Annotated in this window: 15 protein-coding genes; 7 read left to right on the top strand and 8 right to left on the bottom strand. The window is 37.9% G+C overall.

The genetic code is table 11. The features are described from left to right. The first annotated feature begins 211 nt into the window (after positions 1–211). Together ACR30L_RS10905 and ACR30L_RS10900 are read left to right on the top strand one after the other, a co-directional pair. Positions 212–727, top strand: coding sequence for a hypothetical protein (locus ACR30L_RS10905; protein WP_435234285.1), 516 nt, complete (start codon positions 212–214; stop codon positions 725–727). 106 nt (positions 728–833) lie between these two features. Beyond that, entirely contained in the window at positions 834–1,085 is a 252-nt protein-coding gene (locus ACR30L_RS10900; protein ID WP_435234284.1) for a TIGR03643 family protein, read from the top strand. Between the two features lie 57 nt (positions 1,086–1,142). On the opposite strand, the gene ACR30L_RS10895 is transcribed toward ACR30L_RS10900, so the two are convergent. The 3 genes from ACR30L_RS10895 to pyrC form a co-directional block, all read right to left on the bottom strand. Continuing rightward, a complete protein-coding gene (locus tag ACR30L_RS10895) occupies positions 1,143–2,204 on the bottom strand; it encodes a hypothetical protein (protein WP_435234283.1) in 1,062 nt (353 codons plus the stop codon). A gap of 278 nt (positions 2,205–2,482) precedes the next feature. Further along, positions 2,483–3,916, bottom strand: a complete 1,434-nt coding sequence (locus ACR30L_RS10890) for a polysaccharide lyase family 7 protein (RefSeq protein ID WP_435234282.1) — start codon at positions 3,914–3,916, stop codon at positions 2,483–2,485. Positions 3,917–4,477: 561 nt separating this feature from the next. Beyond that, positions 4,478–5,506 carry a dihydroorotase gene (gene pyrC / locus ACR30L_RS10885; RefSeq protein ID WP_435234281.1) on the bottom strand — a complete coding sequence of 343 codons (1,029 nt, stop codon included), beginning with the start codon at positions 5,504–5,506 and terminating at the stop codon, positions 4,478–4,480. Positions 5,507–5,854: 348 nt separating this feature from the next. On the opposite strand from pyrC, the gene ACR30L_RS10880 reads away from it, so the two are divergent. After that, positions 5,855–5,980 (top strand): hypothetical protein, encoded by a 126-nt coding sequence (locus ACR30L_RS10880; protein ID WP_435234280.1) that lies wholly within the window; start codon positions 5,855–5,857, stop codon positions 5,978–5,980. 274 nt (positions 5,981–6,254) lie between these two features. On the opposite strand, the gene pdsS is transcribed toward ACR30L_RS10880, so the two are convergent. Both pdsS and pdsR read right to left on the bottom strand, forming a co-directional pair. Next, on the bottom strand, positions 6,255–8,420 hold the full coding sequence (gene pdsS, locus ACR30L_RS10875) for a proteobacterial dedicated sortase system histidine kinase (RefSeq protein WP_435234279.1): 2,166 nt from the start codon (positions 8,418–8,420) through the stop codon (positions 6,255–6,257). Beyond that, positions 8,420–9,121 carry a proteobacterial dedicated sortase system response regulator gene (pdsR, locus tag ACR30L_RS10870; protein ID WP_435234278.1) on the bottom strand — a complete coding sequence of 234 codons (702 nt, stop codon included), beginning with the start codon at positions 9,119–9,121 and terminating at the stop codon, positions 8,420–8,422. Before pdsR ends, pdsS begins: the two co-directional genes overlap by 1 nt. A 186-nt stretch (positions 9,122–9,307) precedes the next feature. On the opposite strand from pdsR, the gene ACR30L_RS10865 reads away from it, so the two are divergent. The 4 genes from ACR30L_RS10865 to ACR30L_RS10850 all read left to right on the top strand — a co-directional run bounded on the left by ACR30L_RS10865 (position 9,308) and on the right by ACR30L_RS10850 (position 14,806). Continuing rightward, complete coding sequence (locus tag ACR30L_RS10865; protein ID WP_435234277.1) at positions 9,308–10,132, top strand: OmpA family protein; 825 nt, start codon at positions 9,308–9,310, stop codon at positions 10,130–10,132. A gap of 9 nt (positions 10,133–10,141) precedes the next feature. Continuing rightward, positions 10,142–12,271 carry a marine proteobacterial sortase target protein gene (locus ACR30L_RS10860; RefSeq protein ID WP_435234276.1) on the top strand — a complete coding sequence of 710 codons (2,130 nt, stop codon included), beginning with the start codon at positions 10,142–10,144 and terminating at the stop codon, positions 12,269–12,271. A 9-nt stretch (positions 12,272–12,280) separates the two neighbouring features. Then, a complete protein-coding gene (locus ACR30L_RS10855; RefSeq protein WP_435234275.1) occupies positions 12,281–12,943 on the top strand; it encodes a class GN sortase in 663 nt (220 codons plus the stop codon). Positions 12,944–13,345: 402 nt separating this feature from the next. Beyond that, positions 13,346–14,806, top strand: coding sequence for a right-handed parallel beta-helix repeat-containing protein (locus tag ACR30L_RS10850; protein WP_435234274.1), 1,461 nt, complete (start codon positions 13,346–13,348; stop codon positions 14,804–14,806). A 30-nt stretch (positions 14,807–14,836) separates the two neighbouring features. Here ACR30L_RS10850 and ACR30L_RS10845 read toward each other — a convergent pair whose 3' ends face one another. The 3 genes from ACR30L_RS10845 to rdgC all read right to left on the bottom strand — a co-directional run bounded on the left by ACR30L_RS10845 (position 14,837) and on the right by rdgC (position 17,782). Next, positions 14,837–15,028 (bottom strand): DUF4250 domain-containing protein, encoded by a 192-nt coding sequence (locus ACR30L_RS10845; RefSeq protein ID WP_435234273.1) that lies wholly within the window; start codon positions 15,026–15,028, stop codon positions 14,837–14,839. Positions 15,029–15,041: 13 nt separating this feature from the next. After that, a complete protein-coding gene (gene purT, locus ACR30L_RS10840) occupies positions 15,042–16,232 on the bottom strand; it encodes a formate-dependent phosphoribosylglycinamide formyltransferase (RefSeq protein ID WP_435234272.1) in 1,191 nt (396 codons plus the stop codon). A 641-nt stretch (positions 16,233–16,873) separates the two neighbouring features. Then, complete coding sequence (rdgC, locus tag ACR30L_RS10835; protein ID WP_435234271.1) at positions 16,874–17,782, bottom strand: recombination-associated protein RdgC; 909 nt, start codon at positions 17,780–17,782, stop codon at positions 16,874–16,876. Positions 17,783–17,848 lie beyond the last annotated feature (66 nt).

The raw sequence follows: 17,848 nt of genomic DNA, 5'->3' as shown, positions 1-17,848 counted from the left end.
TTGATGCCTAGAATCAGCTCACCTCTCGTCTTGCTGATTTCTGCATCTTGAATGGTAACGGGTATAAATAAGTCGATATTTTGGGGGAACATAATTCATAGAACGTAATAAACTCCTTTATTTCTCCATAATTTTCTCATTATTTAGCCTTATATTGTTAGTTGAAACAACAAAGGTTAAATACTTATTTACGTTAAGCGAGGGATTAAAAATGAAAAATAAATCAACTATTATTGCAAGTGCAATGCTTATGTTAAGTGTATGTATGACATTGCCAGTCTCTGCTGAAAATGCAGATTATGGTGCGGCAAGTGCTGCACAACTGACCGATAACGAACTCACATTGACTAAAATGCTGAATTTGGCATTAGAAGATGAATATTTAGCACGCGGGGAATATCAAAAGATCATCGATACATTTGGAGAACGTAGACCTTTTACCAATATTATTAAAGCAGAATCAACACATATTAGTTTGTTACTTCCATTATTTGATAAATATAATATTGAACAATCTCCAGATAGAGGGCTTGAACTTGCCGTTATTCCTTCAACTTATGAGCAGACTTTTAAGGTCGGTGTGGATGCTGAATTAGCAAATATAGCCATGTATCAACGGTTTTTACAAAAAGACTTATCGCCAGATGTCAGAGATGTCTTTGAACGTTTGCTTAATGGCTCTGAACATCATTTAGCAGCCTTTGAAAAGCAATTGAATAAAAATTAATGAAGAAATAGGGGCTGTCGATTGATAGCCTTTTTTTATCTGTGATCTTGAACTATTCAAGTTGCTATTTCGTAGATAGGGATATTATCAATAACGGAGTCACAATATGTCTTTACAACTTCACGAGAAATCAAGAGTTATTGAAATGGCATGGGAAGATAGAACGCCCTTTGAAGCGATTCAAGCCTTATTTGGATACAGTGAAAAACAGGTTATTAAGTTAATGCGTCAACATTTGAAATCTAGCAGTTTTAAATTATGGCGCAGTCGGGTTAGTGGCCGTAAAACAAAACATTTAAAATTACGATCGCCAGAGGTAAACAGGGGTTATTGCCCTACACAATATAAACAGCGTTGATTATTAGCAATGTTGTTTATGACCTCCGCTCAATTGGCGAAGGTCGCAAACGTAGGGTTATTGTCGGTTGACTAAATTAAATCCAGCGGGTGGTGAAAACACACTTTCTTTAAAGTTAGCCATTTCAACGGATTTAATTTCATAAACGTAGCGAACAAGAGGTTTCTGTTTCCAAGCATCGACTAATGTATCTTTGCCTTTTTTCATCAGGTTAGATAACAGTTGTTTTCCAACACTTTCAAGTCCACCGGTCATATCAAGATTGTCGGTGGCTGATTTTTCTTCCTGACAAGCTTCAGATTTTTGGGTCCATTCTAATTTAATTGAAATTGGATATCCTTTAATTGAAGTTAATTTACGACCAATTTGACCACTAAATTGGTGTTCTTGATTATCCATATCACCTGTAAATGCGGCAATGGCTTTATAACCATTTTCCCCAATTAAACGCATTAATGGATTCTGAGAAGCGGTTTTGTAATAACCATCTTGAAAATCACCGTGTACTTTAAATACTTGATTCATTGGTTTGCTAACATCGGTGGTCCAAAAATCAAAACTTACTTCGTTTAAATCGACCATGCCTTTGGTATCTTTATATTCGGTTGTCCACAATACCTTATATTCAATGGTGTCGAAGCCATTAATTGTGCGGCTGTTGCCCGTTTTATTAACGGAAAAATCATTTTTAGTCATATTGACCTGGCAGCCTAATTCATCATATCCCTGATATTCATCTTGCTCGTCACTGCTGTCCTTTGATTTTAATTGATCGAATAAAGATAAATTATCACACCCTGACAGTGTGCATTCTGAATATTCTTTATCATCGTAATCCACTTCGTAACGTTTATTCAAATCAATTCTAGCAATCATTGCTTTGTCATAGTTTGCCCAACGCATCAAGATATTACTGAACTTGACATCATCATGGATATTACGTTTATCTGCAACGGTATGTACAATTTGTTTACCATTTAACGTGGGGACGTATTGTCCATTAATCGTATATTCAGCATTAATTACCGCACCGTTAATAGTGGGGGTCATGTCGACTTCTTGTTTAGAACAACCAACAATCACGCTGGTTGCGATTAGCGTCAAAACAAGCTTTTTCATATAAATAGTCCTTATTTTCGATTAAATATCGTCGTTTTATGAAACGGTCCTATGCATTGTTTGCATCAAATGAGTAATCATTGTGAATTTTTACACATTAGGTTGACATGATAACGTAATCGAGCTTGGTGTCTATTATTCAAATATGAAAATGCTTGTTATATGACTTAAGCTGCAAGAATTGAATGATTTTTGGGGATTATTTGTGTTTCTGATAGAAATAATCCACTGCAATAAATACAGTGGATTAGTGGATGCGTTATCCGTGTGGTAGGAAATTAATCATGGGTATTAGTTAGTTTATAGAAACTGACGGTGGCATAATCGTCATCATCACTGGTTTTATCATTTAAATAGAGTCCAGCTTTGAAGTACATGTAATTATCAGCATCATCGTAACCACTGTCACTCATATCAACGGTTTTACTAGCAAGAGTATTACCATCTTCATCATTAATCGTCACGGTGAGATCATCTCCATCTACATTAATAACGTAGGTGAATTTCTCGTCTAAGGCGATACCATTACTTGGATTATCGGTTAATCCATCATCTTCATCGATATAACCATCATTATCATCGTCGATCATCGTACCAAGTAAGTTATACCATTTTTCTTCTGCTCCAGCTTCTTTGGCTGATTTAGAAGGTTCATGCGCAAAGTAAATGGAACCATAGGTATTATCTTCAAATTTATGATAGTAAAGACGAATAGGTTCATTATCTTCTGCATGAATTTGACCAATAATAATACGGCCACGTTGTTCATCATTGCTACTTGTGGTGGTCACATGATTGACTGCTACCGTCGCAGTTAATGTACCATCTATACCACCAAAATCATCTTGATCATCTTCATCAATACTCGAGAAAGCCCAATTGTTTTCTTTATCATTGGTATCAATGCTGGTATCGCCTGCACGTAACATTTCACGCAATTCAGTACGTGTATAAGTGGTGTTTGCAGAGGTTTTATAACCATCAACAGTACACATAAAGACCATTGCGCCATCGCTGCCGGTATAAAAATAATCACTTTCGTAATCATCATTTAATTCAGCTTCCTTGATTGAATCCGCATAGCCATTATCGTCGGTATCCGTTGGTACGCTTAAATACCAATCGGTAAGGTCAAAGTTACTTGATGGAGCAACTGAAGAATCTAAATCGTAATCGGTTGAAGATGTAGTTGAACTACTATCGTCTAAATTAGTCAGTTCCCATTGTTGATTTACATTATCACTATTAGAAGACCAAAGGTACATTGACTGACCATTTTCAGCACCACCATTACCATCGATGGAATAATCTGAGTCGTTACGTTTTTCAAAACGGTAAATTTGAGTGCCACTGGTTATCTTTACTTTTTTCCAGTGTTGGTCGTAATTACTTTCGTCACAGGTTTCGAGTGTGACGGCCTGTTTGTTTTCACCACCATCTCCACCGTCCCAACATAGATTAGTGCCTTCTTTTTTATAAGAATAATAACCATCACGATCTAATTGCACCCAATTTTGATTCTCATTGCTAGTATCAGTCGACCAAAGATAAAGCTGTTGTCCTTCTACTTCGCCATTATTTCCATCGATAGAATATTCAGTCTCATTTTTTTGAATATTGAAGGTTGCGGAGAAGGCAAGGGGAGTAAACAAGGGGGTTAATGCAATACCTACACATAATGCTGTTTTGGTTTTAGATAAGTTCAAGTACATGTCATTTTCCTATTTAATATTAAATGAAAGATTTCCGGTAAGCTTGGATCTTGGCTTTCATTAATCACCCATGGTTATTATTCAAAATGCGAGCAATGCAGTATTGTCATTTGAGATAAATAGACATTTGGTTATTTCATGTTGATCGGATGAACGATCGGTAATGAAATAATGGAAAAGCGTTTTAGGAGAGAGGTTTATTATATTGATGAAACTAAAAGTTACTCGTTCTATCCCTAGAAATTAAGTCATATTTACAATAACTTAGACTTAACATTGCTATCCATCATTAATTAAAGCTGGTTTAAAATAGCGAAAATCATGCCATTTAATAAATTCATTATTTATCAATGTGTTAAGTGTTTGTGGTGGAGTTTTATAGAAATAACGAAAGTTTATTGTTGTTAAAATAAGACAAATAAACCAAGATTTAAGTACTTGCATTTAAAATCAATAGGTTAAGGTGTCTTTATTTGCTGACATTTGAAATAAAACGGAATAAATAATAATTTGTTAGGGGGGGTACTCGCATTGAGCGAGTAACCATTCTATTTTGTATGATTAAATAACTTGCCAAGCCATTTGTTCACCGGCCTTGATTGGGACGACTTTGCTTTGTCCAAATTGTAGCGATTCAGGTACGGTCCAATCTTTTTTAATGAGAGTGACGGTATCTTTATTACGCGGTAAACCATAGAAATCAGGGCCATTAAAGCTAGTAAAGGCTTCTAATTTATCCAATGTTCCAGCCTGTTCAAACACTTCTGCATATAATTCTAATGCGGCATGTGCAGTATAGGACCCCGCACATCCGCAGGCCGATTCTTTTTGACCAATGGCGTGTGGTGCCGAGTCTGTTCCTAAAAAGAATTTTGGCGAACCACTGGTTGCTGCATCAATTAATGCCTGTTGGTGAATATTGCGTTTTAAGATAGGTAGACAATAAAAATGCGGCTTAATACCACCAACGAGCATGTGATTACGATTGAACATTAAGTGATGTGCTGTAATGGTCGCAGCGACATTTTCATTAGCATTCGTTACGAACTCAACCGCATTCGCCGTGGTTATATGTTCCATAACAATTTTTAAATTCGGGTACTTGTCGACAATTGGCGCCAATACGGTTTTTAAGAAAACTTCTTCACGATCAAATATATCAATATCATGATGAGTGACTTCACCATGAATGAGTAATGGCATCCCGACTTCTTGCATTGCTTGAATGGCATCGGCAATTTTATCGACGGAAGTTACGCCAGAGTCTGAATTCGTTGTTGCACCCGCTGGGTAAAGTTTTGCCGCATAAACCTGGCCTGACGCTTTTGCTTTTTTAATTTCTTCTGCGCTTGTGTTATCAGTAAGATAAAGTGTCATTAATGGGGTAAAGTTGGTATTCGGTTTAGCATCGAGAATGCGTTGTTGATAAGCAAGTGCCAATTCGGTGTCGATAACCGGGGGAACCAGATTCGGCATAATAATGGCGCGACCCATATAGCGGCTAATATCGCGAACGGTATCATTTAAAACATCACCATCGCGAAGGTGAATATGCCAATCATCGGGACGGGTAATAGTCAGTTGTGTCATTTGCTTATCTCCATAAATTTTCGAGTATTTTACAAGTTTATAACGAAAATTTATATATTTTATCAATCCGTCAACTTATGGATGTTGGTTATTTTATTTTAAATAACTCGCTTTGTAATTTTTTTACATATTTTAGCTGTTTATTGCTGTTAAATTACCCGTATTTTTTGATCTGCAATAATATTTGGTTATTTTATTACTTTAAAAGTTGATCAATGTCTCATTAATAATTATATTGATTACACGTTAGAAAGTTCAACGAGCGCTGTCATAGCGACTTCTAGCACTATAACAAACCATGTAACGACGAATGAATCGTCATATAAATTAAAGATGGAATAAAGATAAATGATCAAGGTTAAACAACTTAAACAAGCCGTTCAAAAAGCAGAAAAAATTAATCGTGTTCGTAACATGAGCAACCGAGCATTCGCAAGATTACGTACTAACTTTGGTTTTACTTACCAAGATTAAATGTATTAAATTAGATGCTTCTGTAGATTATGTAAAAAGCTTAAAAGCACTACTGCGTTTCAGTTCGCATTCATTAACAGATGCGCTGTGCGTTACACGAATAAAAGCCTAAAACAATATGTTATAAGCTAATTATTGCTTAGTTTGTGCGCTCTTTTAACTCGGTGTCCTTTGTGGTGAATTTTAATGATTTTAATTTATTGTCTGCTTTACATGAGTTAAGTGCATAAGCATATAAATGGAGCACCAATAAAGGTGCTCTTTTTGTTTGAGTTTAATGAATAAGTGGTATGTTTACCGTTACCAGCACACCCCGTTTATCATCGCGATTTGTAATGGAAATTTTGCCCTGATGATAATCACAAATCATTTTTGCAATAAATAAACCAAGCCCTAAATGGCTACTACTTTCTTTGCTTTGGGCGCGTACTGATACCATCGACTTTAGTAATTCATCGGTCATATTATTAGGTAATAATGGGCCTACATTACTGACCGAAAACGTAGCATAATCGCCATTTTTGGTCACAGATAATTCAATCGGGTGTTGCGCGTCACTAAACTCCATTGCATTGCCAATCAATTTATCAAGCAATTGTACGATAAAGTCCGGATCCGCATTAATCAATAATGAAGAGGGACTGTTAGTAAGATGAAATTGATAATCGACATAGGTCATTTGGTACCCTTGTACACAACCTTCAATCAGCTCGTTGAGTGGAAACTGTTGCTTATCACTGCTTTGTAAACTTTGTTCTAAACGGGTTGCTTCACTCATACTGGTTAATATCCGGTTTAAGCGATGAATACCTTGTTCTGCACGTGTTATATATTTTTGGTTTTCGCTGTTTTGTGGCAGTAAGGCCAAGTTTTCGAGTGAAGAACGGATCACCGCGACCGGTGTACGAAGTTCATGGGAAAGACGTGAACTTAGGTTTTCTAAATAGGTATGGTATTGACCTAAACGATTGACCATATCCGATAATCCCCGCGATAAATCACCGATCTCATCGGTCGAGCTTGATGGAGTAAAAGGCGTTAGTATTCTTCCTTGGTTGTCAATAGCATGGTCAGCTTGGTCACGCAGGGTACGAATACGCGAAGCAATACGAGAAGCGAAGATTAATAATAAAATGGTCGCAATACTGATAATTGCCAAAAGTACATTAAACAGTTTTTCTAGTGCTTTGTTACGCAATGCGCGGATACCATTGGTTGTTTCCTGTGCGACAACCACTCCCATAATCTTATCACCAACATAAATAGGACTCGCCGCTGATAATATCATCGCTTTATTATCTTCAGTGGCAGACCAATTTGATTGTGATTTTCCGGTCAATGCCGCATCAATAAACTCACTGTTTAACTGTGTTGAATAACGGAGACTATCAATGAAATCACTGCGAGGTCGTTCTAGGAATAACTGATAAATAGGTGTTAACAGCGTTTCTTGAATGTGATTCCAAATAGATAATGAGTCTTTGGTTGTTGACTCTTTCGTTCCCCAAACACCATTCGCTTGGCGTATATCGCCTGTTTTTGCGAGCACTCGTTGATGACGATCGACAACCCAGATCCGAGAATTACTGTGGCCGAGGCCCTTTAAAATTTGTTCTATTTCAGGCGAGGGTACTAGCACGGTGCCAAGCTGGTTAATATCTTGAATATTGGATGTAGAAATAATGGTATCGGTTTGTCTTGATTCAGTATCTGCTACCGTATGTAATTCGAAACCAAGTTTGTCGCCCAATAAAGTAAGGGGCAAACGGAATTCAATGTTATAACCTGTTTCCGTGAGGCGCCAGTAGCCTTGAATCCGTTTTTCTCGTTTTAATTCACTGGGATTGTATTGATTAGCCGGGATGGCATAAGCATTAAACCAACCACTTTTGAAAACTGAAATAATATAATGTTGCAGTGTTCCCTCGGGTGATGTGAGTGCCATGATTAAATGATCATTTTTATCGACACGTAATGAATTTTCTCGACGAAGCACCGGCGTTTTATTGGTTACTTGAAAATAACCGTAAAGATAACCATCTCGCTTACCGACCATATGCTTGAATGAAATCGGGTTTGTGGTGTTTTGGTTTGCTTGAAATCGAATATACTCCTTGCCATAAAAGCGGCTCTGATTTTGATTCGCGTCCCAATCCGTTAATAATCCATCTATTTGAATTGGATGATGAATATCATAGGCATATAGATCTTTCCCCGCTTCCACTTCGGGTAAAAAACTCGCCTGCGTATTAAACAGATTAGGGCGTTCATGCAGAGCCGTTGCGACTGCACGCGTGGTGCCGATTAACGTTTGTTGTTGTCCTTGGCGGAGGAAACTTTCCATTTCCCAGATATAGTGATATCCAAGCCAGGGAAGTACTAACAAAAAGCTGGCAAGTAAAACAACTTTACTGCGTAACCCAATCTTAATTCGTTTCATTATTGATCTTCTTCTGTAATATCCCAACGATATCCCATGCCATACACCGAATTAATAGCAGTAAAATGTGGATCTAATTTAATGAATTTTTTACGAATACGTTTTATATGTGAAGTGATGGTATTGTTATCAACGAACATATTGGCATCTTGCATTAATTGTTGGCGGTCACGAACAATGCCTGCCCGATTTGCAAGCGCGTGGACAATCCAAAATTCGGTGATCGTAAAATCTAAGGACTTTCCATGCCAAGATATTTGCATTCGGTCACAATCAATCGTTAACAATCCTCGCTGAATGATGGCAGATTGATGTTGTGGTTTTTGCATGACATCAATACGTCTAAATAAAGCGCTAATTCGCACCATTAAATGTTCCATACCAATATCTTTAGTAAGATAGTCATCTGCGCCTAATCGTAATCCTGAAATACTATCGAAATCATTGTCTCGTGCGGTTAAAAATATAATAGGTACCGTAGCTGAAAGACTTCTTAATGCCTGACATAACATAAAGCCACCATCATATTCATCGCCTAAACCAATATCAATAATGGCAAGATCCGGTAGACGGGTTTCAAATGCGTGTAGGGCATCAGGCCTGTTTTCATAGCATGCGACTTGATAACCATGTTTAGTCATGAGATCCGCATAGTTTTCGCGAATTCCCTGTTCATCTTCAACAATTGCAATACGTTTCATGTGTAAATCCTTGGTGTTACTTATGTTGGCAGTATACGTGAAAAAAACGGAGGAAAAAGAGGGGGATGTCGATTGCCCTTTTTTGGACACAATTGATCAGTAACTTGCCATTTAGCTTCCCCTGAAAAAACAGAACTGTTTGTTTAAATAGTGTTAATCAAAAAATACTATTTAAAGGGGAACAGGATGGATAGTCAAAAACAAGTATTAACATTTCGTCAATCGATAATAAGCATTGTACTAGCATCGGTGGTTACAAGTGGACTAATTGCAGTTGAAAAATATCATCGTAAGGAGAATCGTAATGTTGAAACAACAATCTCTCAAGCTTTTTTGCCTACCACAACATTGAATCAGATTGGTGAAGAATTAACGTTGATTGCACATGCAAATAGGCTCGAAGTTCCATCGAATGGATCACAGGTGATCAATTCTACGGTTGAGTTAGCAATAGCCGATGTGACCAAACAAAAGGCGGTACAGAGGGATAACCGACCTGAACGTTTATTATTTGCATTTGATTCCTACCGAATTCAACCCGTTTATTATGATCGTTTAGCGAAAATCGCAGAGGTGATAAAAAATGCCAATGATAGTGAGCAAAATGTATGGCAAGTGATTGGGTATGCCGATCCTAGTGGGGATTTTTTGTATAACCTCTCCTTGTCTGAGAAAAGAGCACAAAATGTTGCTGATTTCCTGGTCAGTGAAGGCGTGCCTGAAGAACAACTTTCAGTGGTTTCGCTGGGAGCAAGTCAATCGGAAGACGGTATCACTGATCAATTATTGGTTGAACGTCGCGTCGAAATTCAACCCTATCATCAAGAGATTACAACGCTCGCTACACAACTAGCAAAACATAAACGTGAAATTCAAATCGCAAGGTACAAACGTCAACATACAAAAATGCTGATTGATGATGTGATTGCGCAGCAACATAAACAGGAATCTGCACAACAAGTACTGTTTGACCAATCATTTGTACCGCTTGCCATTGCAATGGAATTTTAAGGAGGATTTATGTTACATATTAAATTATGCACCGGACGTTCATGTCGTCGTCTTATTACACAAATACTGTTGTCGTGTTTGTTATTTTCCCCAAGTTTATATGCCAATGAAATAAACGATACAGTTGGATTGCTCTATATCGATAAAGACGGAGAAACCCATAATGCATTATTACTGAATACCGATGTAGATATGCAGATAAATGGTTTAATTAATCGGGTTAGCGTTACCCAGCACTTTGTGAATAATAGTGATCAATGGATTAATGGTCAGTATTTATTCCCACTGCCAGATAATGCCGCCGTTGATCATTTACGAATGACCATTAATGATCGCATCATTATAGGTGAAATAAAGGAAAAATCAGTGGCTGAGAAATCCTTTATTCAGGCCAAAAAAGAAGGCAAAAAAGCCACTTTAATCAATCAACAACGTAATAATATATTTACAACATCGGTTGCCAATATCGCACCGCATGAAACCGTACAAATTGAAATAGAATATCAGCAAGCAGTTGATTACAACGCGGGTGTGTTTGGTATTCATTTCCCGATGACGATTACACCGCGTTATGCACCAACATCAAACCTAATGACATCTGAGCAACGAGGTGCAGCCCTTGATTGTTTGGATAGCCAATCTGTGACGGTTGAATGTCAGGAAAAGTGGGATAGGTTGATGGCGGATCTGGATAGTAAAAAAGTGGCCCAACACACGGAAACGTCGATTAGAACTGACAAGGATCCAGAGTTGTTGGTGGATTTGCAGGTGACTATTAGTAATCCATTACCCATTCATAATATTACCAGTCCGTATCATGCCATTGATATTCAAATAGATCCGCAGGGCACCAACCGTGTATCGCTAACGAACAGACAAGTTGTGGCAGACCGAGATTTTGAATTGCATTGGCAGGTTGAGCAACATGAAAAATCACAAAGTGGATTGTTTGTAGAGCAGAAAGAAGGAGAGAAATACGCAGCATTAATGATTATGCCGCCAGCCTTGGAATATGCACACAGTACAAGAATAAGTAAAGAAGTTACCTTTGTGATTGATGTGTCGGGTTCAATGTCAGGTAGTTCGATTAGACAGGCAAAATTAGCCTTAAAAGAGGGCATCGAGCAACTTGGAGAACAAGATACGTTTAACATTATTTCCTTCAGTGATAACAGTGCGTTTTTTGCTAATAATGCATTACCCGTGGATAGTCGTAGCAAGATCATGGCAAAGGATTTTATTACCCAGTTAGCCGCATCTGGCGGTACAAATATGGCCTCTGCAATACACGCGGCGCTATTGGGAAAACGCACTATTAATGAAAATAAAGAACAGCAAATGCATCAAATTATTTTTATAACCGATGCAAGTATTAGTAATGAAGAACAATTGTTAACCCAAATAGATCAACAAATAGGCACCAATAGATTGTTTATGGTTGGCATCGGCTCTGCACCGAATCGTTATTTTATGAAAACAAGTGCAACGTTAGGCAAAGGCACATATACAAATATTGGTGACGTTAACGAGGTGCATACAAAAATGTCAGCCCTATTTGAGCAGATATCGACTCCCGTATTACGCGATATTAAGCTGACTTGGAACGATGGGACTGCTATCGATTTTTGGCCAAAACCCAGCAAAGATCTTTATTTAGGAGAACCATTGCAACTGTCATTTAAAATTCCTGAAGACAAAACCAATATTAACATTACAGGTATGAGTTCAAAGGATAATAACAACGAGAGTTGGACTGAGCAGTTGTCATTGGCTGGCACCGAAAATGCGACAGGTATTGCCGTATTATGGGCTAAATCACAAATAGACAGTTTGGATCTTAATCGGGATCTGTCTAAGGATGACAAAAAAACACAGATCACAGCGTTAGGTTTAGATTTTCATCTTGTTACCCAACATACCAGTTTAATCGCCGTTGAACAAAAAGTGGTACGTCCAAGTCATATGCAAAGTGATGAACAGCAAGTGAAAACACATATACCTCATGGCAATACAATGCGTTTACCCCAAACGGGTCTTGCAACTGATTTTTATAGGGAAATTGGCTTATGGATATTGTTATTAGCGGGTTTTTTATGGTCACTTGATTTTTATGCTCAGCATATCAAAAATCGTCATTAGGAGAAGAATATGTTGTTAAAAACATTTGTCTACACGCAACAACGTAAACAAAAGTTTATGTTTAAACATAAACTATTAGCGATATTGATTATTTCAGGTCTTTTATTTTGCGGTAAAGGACTGTATATGCAAAGTAAAGCTTTTGTTGCGCAACAATTATTGTCCTTTGCTTGGGCGCGTCATCTTCAAAGTGGCCAGTTATATAAAGCGTGGCCTTGGGCAGATAGCGCACCATTGGCCAAGCTTACATTTCCTGGGGAAGAGCCATTAATTGTTTTATCAGGTGCAACTGGCAGTAACCTTGCGTTTGCTCCTTCATGGATGCGAGCAAGTACTCCCTTCGCACAGGGAGGAAATAGCGTTATTGTGGCCCATAATGATACGCATTTTAATCAATTGAAGGGGGTTAAACTCGATGATAAATTACAGGTTTCAACCTATGGTAATGCACGGTTGTTTTATCAAGTGACTGATATGAAAATCGTCGATGAAACGGATATCTCAGTAATAGAAAATAATGGGGATGAACTGCTTACTTTGATTACCTGTTATCCCTTTGATTCGGCGATATATAATAGCGACAAACGTTTTGTTGTTACTGCTAAAAGAATTAAAGATGACCGGTCACCTTTAACGGTGGCAATGGTTAATAATGAATTAAGGCAGTATTAATCTATACCCGTTACCATTCAAGATGAAGAAATCAGCAAGACGAGAGGTGAGCAGATTCTAGGCATAAAGGTGAAGATCTAACGGGTTAAATCGAGACTTTATAACAACGAAGATGTTTGCCTCTCGTCTTGCCCTACGGGTCACTAGCTCGAACACCAATACTGCGTTATAACATTCGATAAGGGCTAGCCATTAAAGATGTAAAGTCTTGTTTTTACATCTACCGATAGAGGATTAACGCAGTTAATCGCTCGAAAGGTCATCATGTTACGCCTTGCCTTGGTATCCGAGCTAGTGACTGATAAACGCATCTTGATTGGTAACGGGTATATTATTTTACCCTTTGAGTATTAATCACCGAGTGCTATCGTGATCGTTAAACATGTTAGAAAGGAGTGATTCATGTTCAAAGGGATGTTAATTTCAATACTCATTTTGCTCAGCAGTAACCTTTCCGCAAAAATGTATTATGTTGATACTCAGTTAAAAACAGATTGTAATCATTATGATCCGGTTAATCGCGTTTGTGACTCATCATCCGATTCTTTTTCAGCAATCAATAGTATGGAAAAGGCATTATTAAAGGTGCAACCAGGTGATACATTGATATTACAATCAGGTCGTTATGCACCGATTGTTATTCAACGTTCAGGTACAGTGTCACAACCCATTACAATTCAAGGTGCTGATAATGAAAAGGTGATTGTATCAGGGCCGCGCGTTGGTTTTATGATTAAGCAACAACATCATGTGACGATTAAAAATTTGCAGGTAAACGGGGTGCAGGGATTTGCCCGCTTAGAAGATGCTGCCGATATTATTTTCGATAACATTGATTTTAGCAACGCTTCCGCAAGTGGAACGACGGGGGCATTGAAAATAGTCTCAAGCCAATATAATAAAGTACTTAATAGTCATTTTAGTCATGGCTCAGATCTTCTTATTCTTCAGGATGATGCAAATTTTAATGTGGTTCAGGGTAATACGTTTGGTACCAGTGAACATTCCTCAATTTCGGTTCGCTGTTCAAGTCACAATGTGCTTCGTAACAATACCTTTAATAATCCAAGACAAAAGGCATTGGAGATTTATGATTGTCAGGGAATCAGTGATGCGCCAATTCGCTATCAAGCAACGAAGGGGAATTTGATTGAGAAAAACAACTTTGTTGGAACACGTGGTTCATCTCGAGAGCACAAATACAATGCCATTCAGCACTGTGGTCAAAATACGATTGTTCGACAAAATGTATTTACAGGGAATTTAGGCGGTGGGGTGAGTTACCAATTTTACCCAAAAGAATGCCTTAATGTTTACGATAATAAGCTTTATAACAATACTTTTTATCATAATCGTTGTTTCGCTATTATGGGGAGTAAAAAGAAGGCAAAGGGTTACCACGATAACGTCGCGATAAATAATTTATTGTATAAAAATACCAATTGCAAAGGGGAGTGGGGGCAGGTTTCAATAAAAAACCCTGAAACGGTTTTTCTTGATAACAACAGTATAGTGGATAAAGATCCCGGTTTTGTGGATCCTGTTTCTGGTGATTTGAGACTGACGGCTGGTAGTAAGCAAATAGACCGTGGTGACTTTATCACGCAAACGCGTTCAAGTGGTTCGGGTACGGTTTTGCCGGTAAAAGATGTAAGTTGGTTTTACGATGGATTTACGATTCCTAATGAGCAGGGGGATATTATAAGAATCGAGGATCATAGTGAAACAGCAAGGATTATTTCAATCGATCGCGAACATAATACCCTGATTTTATCTAAACCACTGATTTGGAAAAAACGTGATGGTGTACATTTAAAATATAATGGAAAGGCACCCGATATTGGTGCCTTTGAATATCAATAAAATCATTAATAGTGATATTGTTAACAGCGGTTATCTAAATTGACCTATCTCGTTGATAAACTCAAAGTCGGCCGCCTTAAGTTTGGCGGTTAATTTTTCATAATCGATTTGATAGGTTTTAGTTAATTCGATGAGATCGCCATTAAATTCATCTCGCAATTTCATATTGATCATACTCATCAACATGATTGGATCCATTGTTTCGTATTTATCTAGATACATCGTTATTTCCTAACTAGTAAATAATATTAACCGTGTTTGATACGGACTTCGCATTATTCACCGCTTCCTGTGTATTAGCTCCGCGAGCAATCGCAACACCAAGGCGGCGTGAACCATTAATATCAGGTTTCGCAAATAATCGCATTTGTGCCCCAGGCACGATTGATAATGCTTCTTGTATATTTGAAAATTTAATATCTTCAGATTGACCATTACCAAGAATAACACTTGATGCCGTTGGACCGTATTGCGTAATTTGTCCAATCGGTAATCCTAAGATAGCACGTACATGTAATGCAAATTCAGACAGATCCTGTGACATCAAGGTGACTAAGCCTGTATCGTGAGGACGGGGTGAAACTTCGTTGAAGTAGACTTCATTGTCTTTGACAAAGAATTCCATGCCAAATAAACCAAACCCACCTAATTCAGTGACGACCTTAGCTGCAATTTCCTGTGCTTTTTGTAATGCGGCTTCTGGCATGACCTGCGGCTGCCAAGATTCTCTGTAATCTCCATTTTCCTGACGATGGCCAATCGGTGCGCAGAAATGAATACCATCAATAGCACTAATTGTTAACAGTGTGATTTCATAATCAAAGGAAACAAAACCTTCAATAATAACGCGACCAGCACCACTACGACCGCCTTCCTGAGAATATTGCCAAGCTGCATCGATCTGTTCGGGAGACTTAATAATGCTTTGGCCTTTACCCGAACTGCTCATTACCGGTTTGACCACACAGGGAATGCCAATTTCCTTAACGGCAGCAAGATATTCTTGTTGGCTATCGGTGAATACATAGGGAGATGTTTTAATCGATAGTGTTTCTGCAACTAAACGACGAATACCTTCTCGGTCCATGGTTAATTTAGTGGCACGTGCACTAGGGATAACATTAAATCCTTCTGCTTCAAGTTTGACTAAGGTATCCGTTGCGATTGCTTCTACTTCTGGAATGATAAAATCAGGTTTCTCAGCACGAATAATCGCTTCTAATTTATCACCGTCTAACATGCTAACGATATGTGATGAATGTGCAATTTGCATCGCGGGGGCATTTGCATAACTGTCAGCGGCAATAACTTCAATGCCGAAACGTTGTAATTCAATAGCAACTTCTTTACCAAGCTCTCCGGAACCAAGCAGTAATGCTTTTGTTGCACTAGGTGACTTGGCACTACCAAAAATAGAAACATTCATAACGTGAGACTCTTTGTTTATTAAGGGAGGAATATTTGCGAAGAATAGTAGCAAAAAAGCAAAGGAAGTTGCAGCAGATAAATAAAATTTATCATCAAAGTCTCTAAAGTAGTTTGTTAATGGTTGAACGATGACAATCAGCATTAATATTATTGCAACTTGAAGCGTTTAAGAAATGCGGAAGTTGGGGCAGCGACTTTAGTCGCTTATGTTTATAAAAAAGATCATACAATGCATGATAGGTCGACTGAAGTCGACGCCCCAAATAATGTAGTAGTTTTTATATGCGAACAAAAGTTATAAAGTCATTAATCAATAATTTAATAACTATAATCGGTCATTTACATAACCGTGCCTTGAAGTGTTTAAGAAATGCGGAAGTTGGGGCAGCGACTTTAGTCGCTTATGTTTATAAATAACAAAATGTAATACTTGATAGGTCGACTGAAGTCGACGCCCCAAATAATGTAGTTAGTTTTGAATGCATATTAAAGTTATAAAGTCATTAACCAATAATTTAACGACTGCAATCAATCATTTACATTACCGCGACTTGAAGTGTTTAACTAAGTCACATGGAAACGGGACTTCAGTCCCGCTATTTATTTTGAAATGAACACATCACTTATATTCATGGCTAGTTAAAGTGTTTGTTCTCCGCCAAAGGCATCAATCACCGCAGGAATAAATTGTTTAATTTCGCCGGTCATTAATGCAAAGTCAGCATCGAATCGAGCTGCATAATCATCGTTATCAATATCTTCATTTTGTTCTTGTAAAACATCGGAGAATTTTAATCGTTTAATGGCAAATTCTTCACCAATTAAAAACGAAATACTTTCAGCCCAGTTAAGTGCTAATTTAGTGACAAATTTATCGGAAGCGATATGATTTTTAATTTCGTCGGATAATAAATCTTGCTGCTTACAACGAATAATACCGCCGCCTTCTAATGCAGAACGTAGCTCAGCTTCATCTTCCAATGCAAAGTTTGCTGGAATATTACCTTCAACCAGCCAATCCGTCATAACCACATCGGCTTGGTTTTTAAGTTGAATAGGTACAACGGGTAAACTACCGACTGTTTTACGTAATAGTGAGATTAATTCTTCCGCTTTACGTGTGCTTGAAGCGTCAACATAGAGAAGGTCGCTTTCAGTATCAATCCAAGCAAAGGTTTGTGACGTGCGGCTGAATGCGCGGGGCAAGAGCTGCATCACAATCTCTTCTTTCAACGTATCTTTCTCTTTTTTCTTAACGGCGCGACCCTGTTCAAGCTCGATTGCCTCGACCTTTTCATTCAGCTGATCTTTAATCACACCGGCTGGCAGCATTTTTTCTTCTTTTTTCAGACAAATTAAAATTTGTTTTGCTGATACATGGGTATACATTTGCCCAGATTTCCCCATTGGGAAAACCCAGCCCAGTTTTGATATATCTTGACTACCACAGGCTTTAAATTGAAATTCTTCAAGATTTTTTTCTAATGCATCAACATCCTGCTCGAGCGGGCGGGTAAATCGATAAACTTGTAGGTTTTTGAAAAACATGGAATGCACCTCAGTACAAAAAATAAAATAAGGTGTGAGAGTGTAAATGATTTTATATAAAGCAGC

The organism is Psychromonas saccharinae (assembly GCF_051201515.1).
Lineage (GTDB): Bacteria > Pseudomonadota > Gammaproteobacteria > Enterobacterales > Psychromonadaceae > Psychromonas.
Note: the sequence above shows the minus strand (reverse complement) of the source record. Positions and strands in the feature narration are given on the sequence as shown.

Bases quoted from the DNA above. Each gene is read 5' to 3' on its own strand.
- ACR30L_RS10905 (WP_435234285.1), top strand. From the start codon at position 212: ATGAAAAATAAATCAACTATTATTGCAAGTGCAATGCTTATGTTAAGT.
- ACR30L_RS10865 (WP_435234277.1), top strand. From the start codon at position 9,308: ATGGATAGTCAAAAACAAGTATTAACATTTCGTCAATCGATAATAAGC.
- ACR30L_RS10890 (WP_435234282.1), bottom strand. From the start codon at position 3,916: ATGTACTTGAACTTATCTAAAACCAAAACAGCATTATGTGTAGGTATT.
- pyrC (WP_435234281.1), bottom strand. From the start codon at position 5,506: ATGACACAACTGACTATTACCCGTCCCGATGATTGGCATATTCACCTT.
- pdsR (WP_435234278.1), bottom strand. From the start codon at position 9,121: ATGAAACGTATTGCAATTGTTGAAGATGAACAGGGAATTCGCGAAAAC.
- ACR30L_RS10880 (WP_435234280.1), top strand. From the start codon at position 5,855: ATGATCAAGGTTAAACAACTTAAACAAGCCGTTCAAAAAGCAGAAAAA.
- pdsS (WP_435234279.1), bottom strand. From the start codon at position 8,420: ATGAAACGAATTAAGATTGGGTTACGCAGTAAAGTTGTTTTACTTGCC.
- ACR30L_RS10900 (WP_435234284.1), top strand. From the start codon at position 834: ATGTCTTTACAACTTCACGAGAAATCAAGAGTTATTGAAATGGCATGG.
- ACR30L_RS10850 (WP_435234274.1), top strand. From the start codon at position 13,346: ATGTTCAAAGGGATGTTAATTTCAATACTCATTTTGCTCAGCAGTAAC.
- rdgC (WP_435234271.1), bottom strand. From the start codon at position 17,782: ATGTTTTTCAAAAACCTACAAGTTTATCGATTTACCCGCCCGCTCGAG.
- ACR30L_RS10855 (WP_435234275.1), top strand. From the start codon at position 12,281: ATGTTGTTAAAAACATTTGTCTACACGCAACAACGTAAACAAAAGTTT.
- purT (WP_435234272.1), bottom strand. From the start codon at position 16,232: ATGAATGTTTCTATTTTTGGTAGTGCCAAGTCACCTAGTGCAACAAAA.
- ACR30L_RS10895 (WP_435234283.1), bottom strand. From the start codon at position 2,204: ATGAAAAAGCTTGTTTTGACGCTAATCGCAACCAGCGTGATTGTTGGT.
- ACR30L_RS10845 (WP_435234273.1), bottom strand. From the start codon at position 15,028: ATGTATCTAGATAAATACGAAACAATGGATCCAATCATGTTGATGAGT.
- ACR30L_RS10860 (WP_435234276.1), top strand. From the start codon at position 10,142: ATGTTACATATTAAATTATGCACCGGACGTTCATGTCGTCGTCTTATT.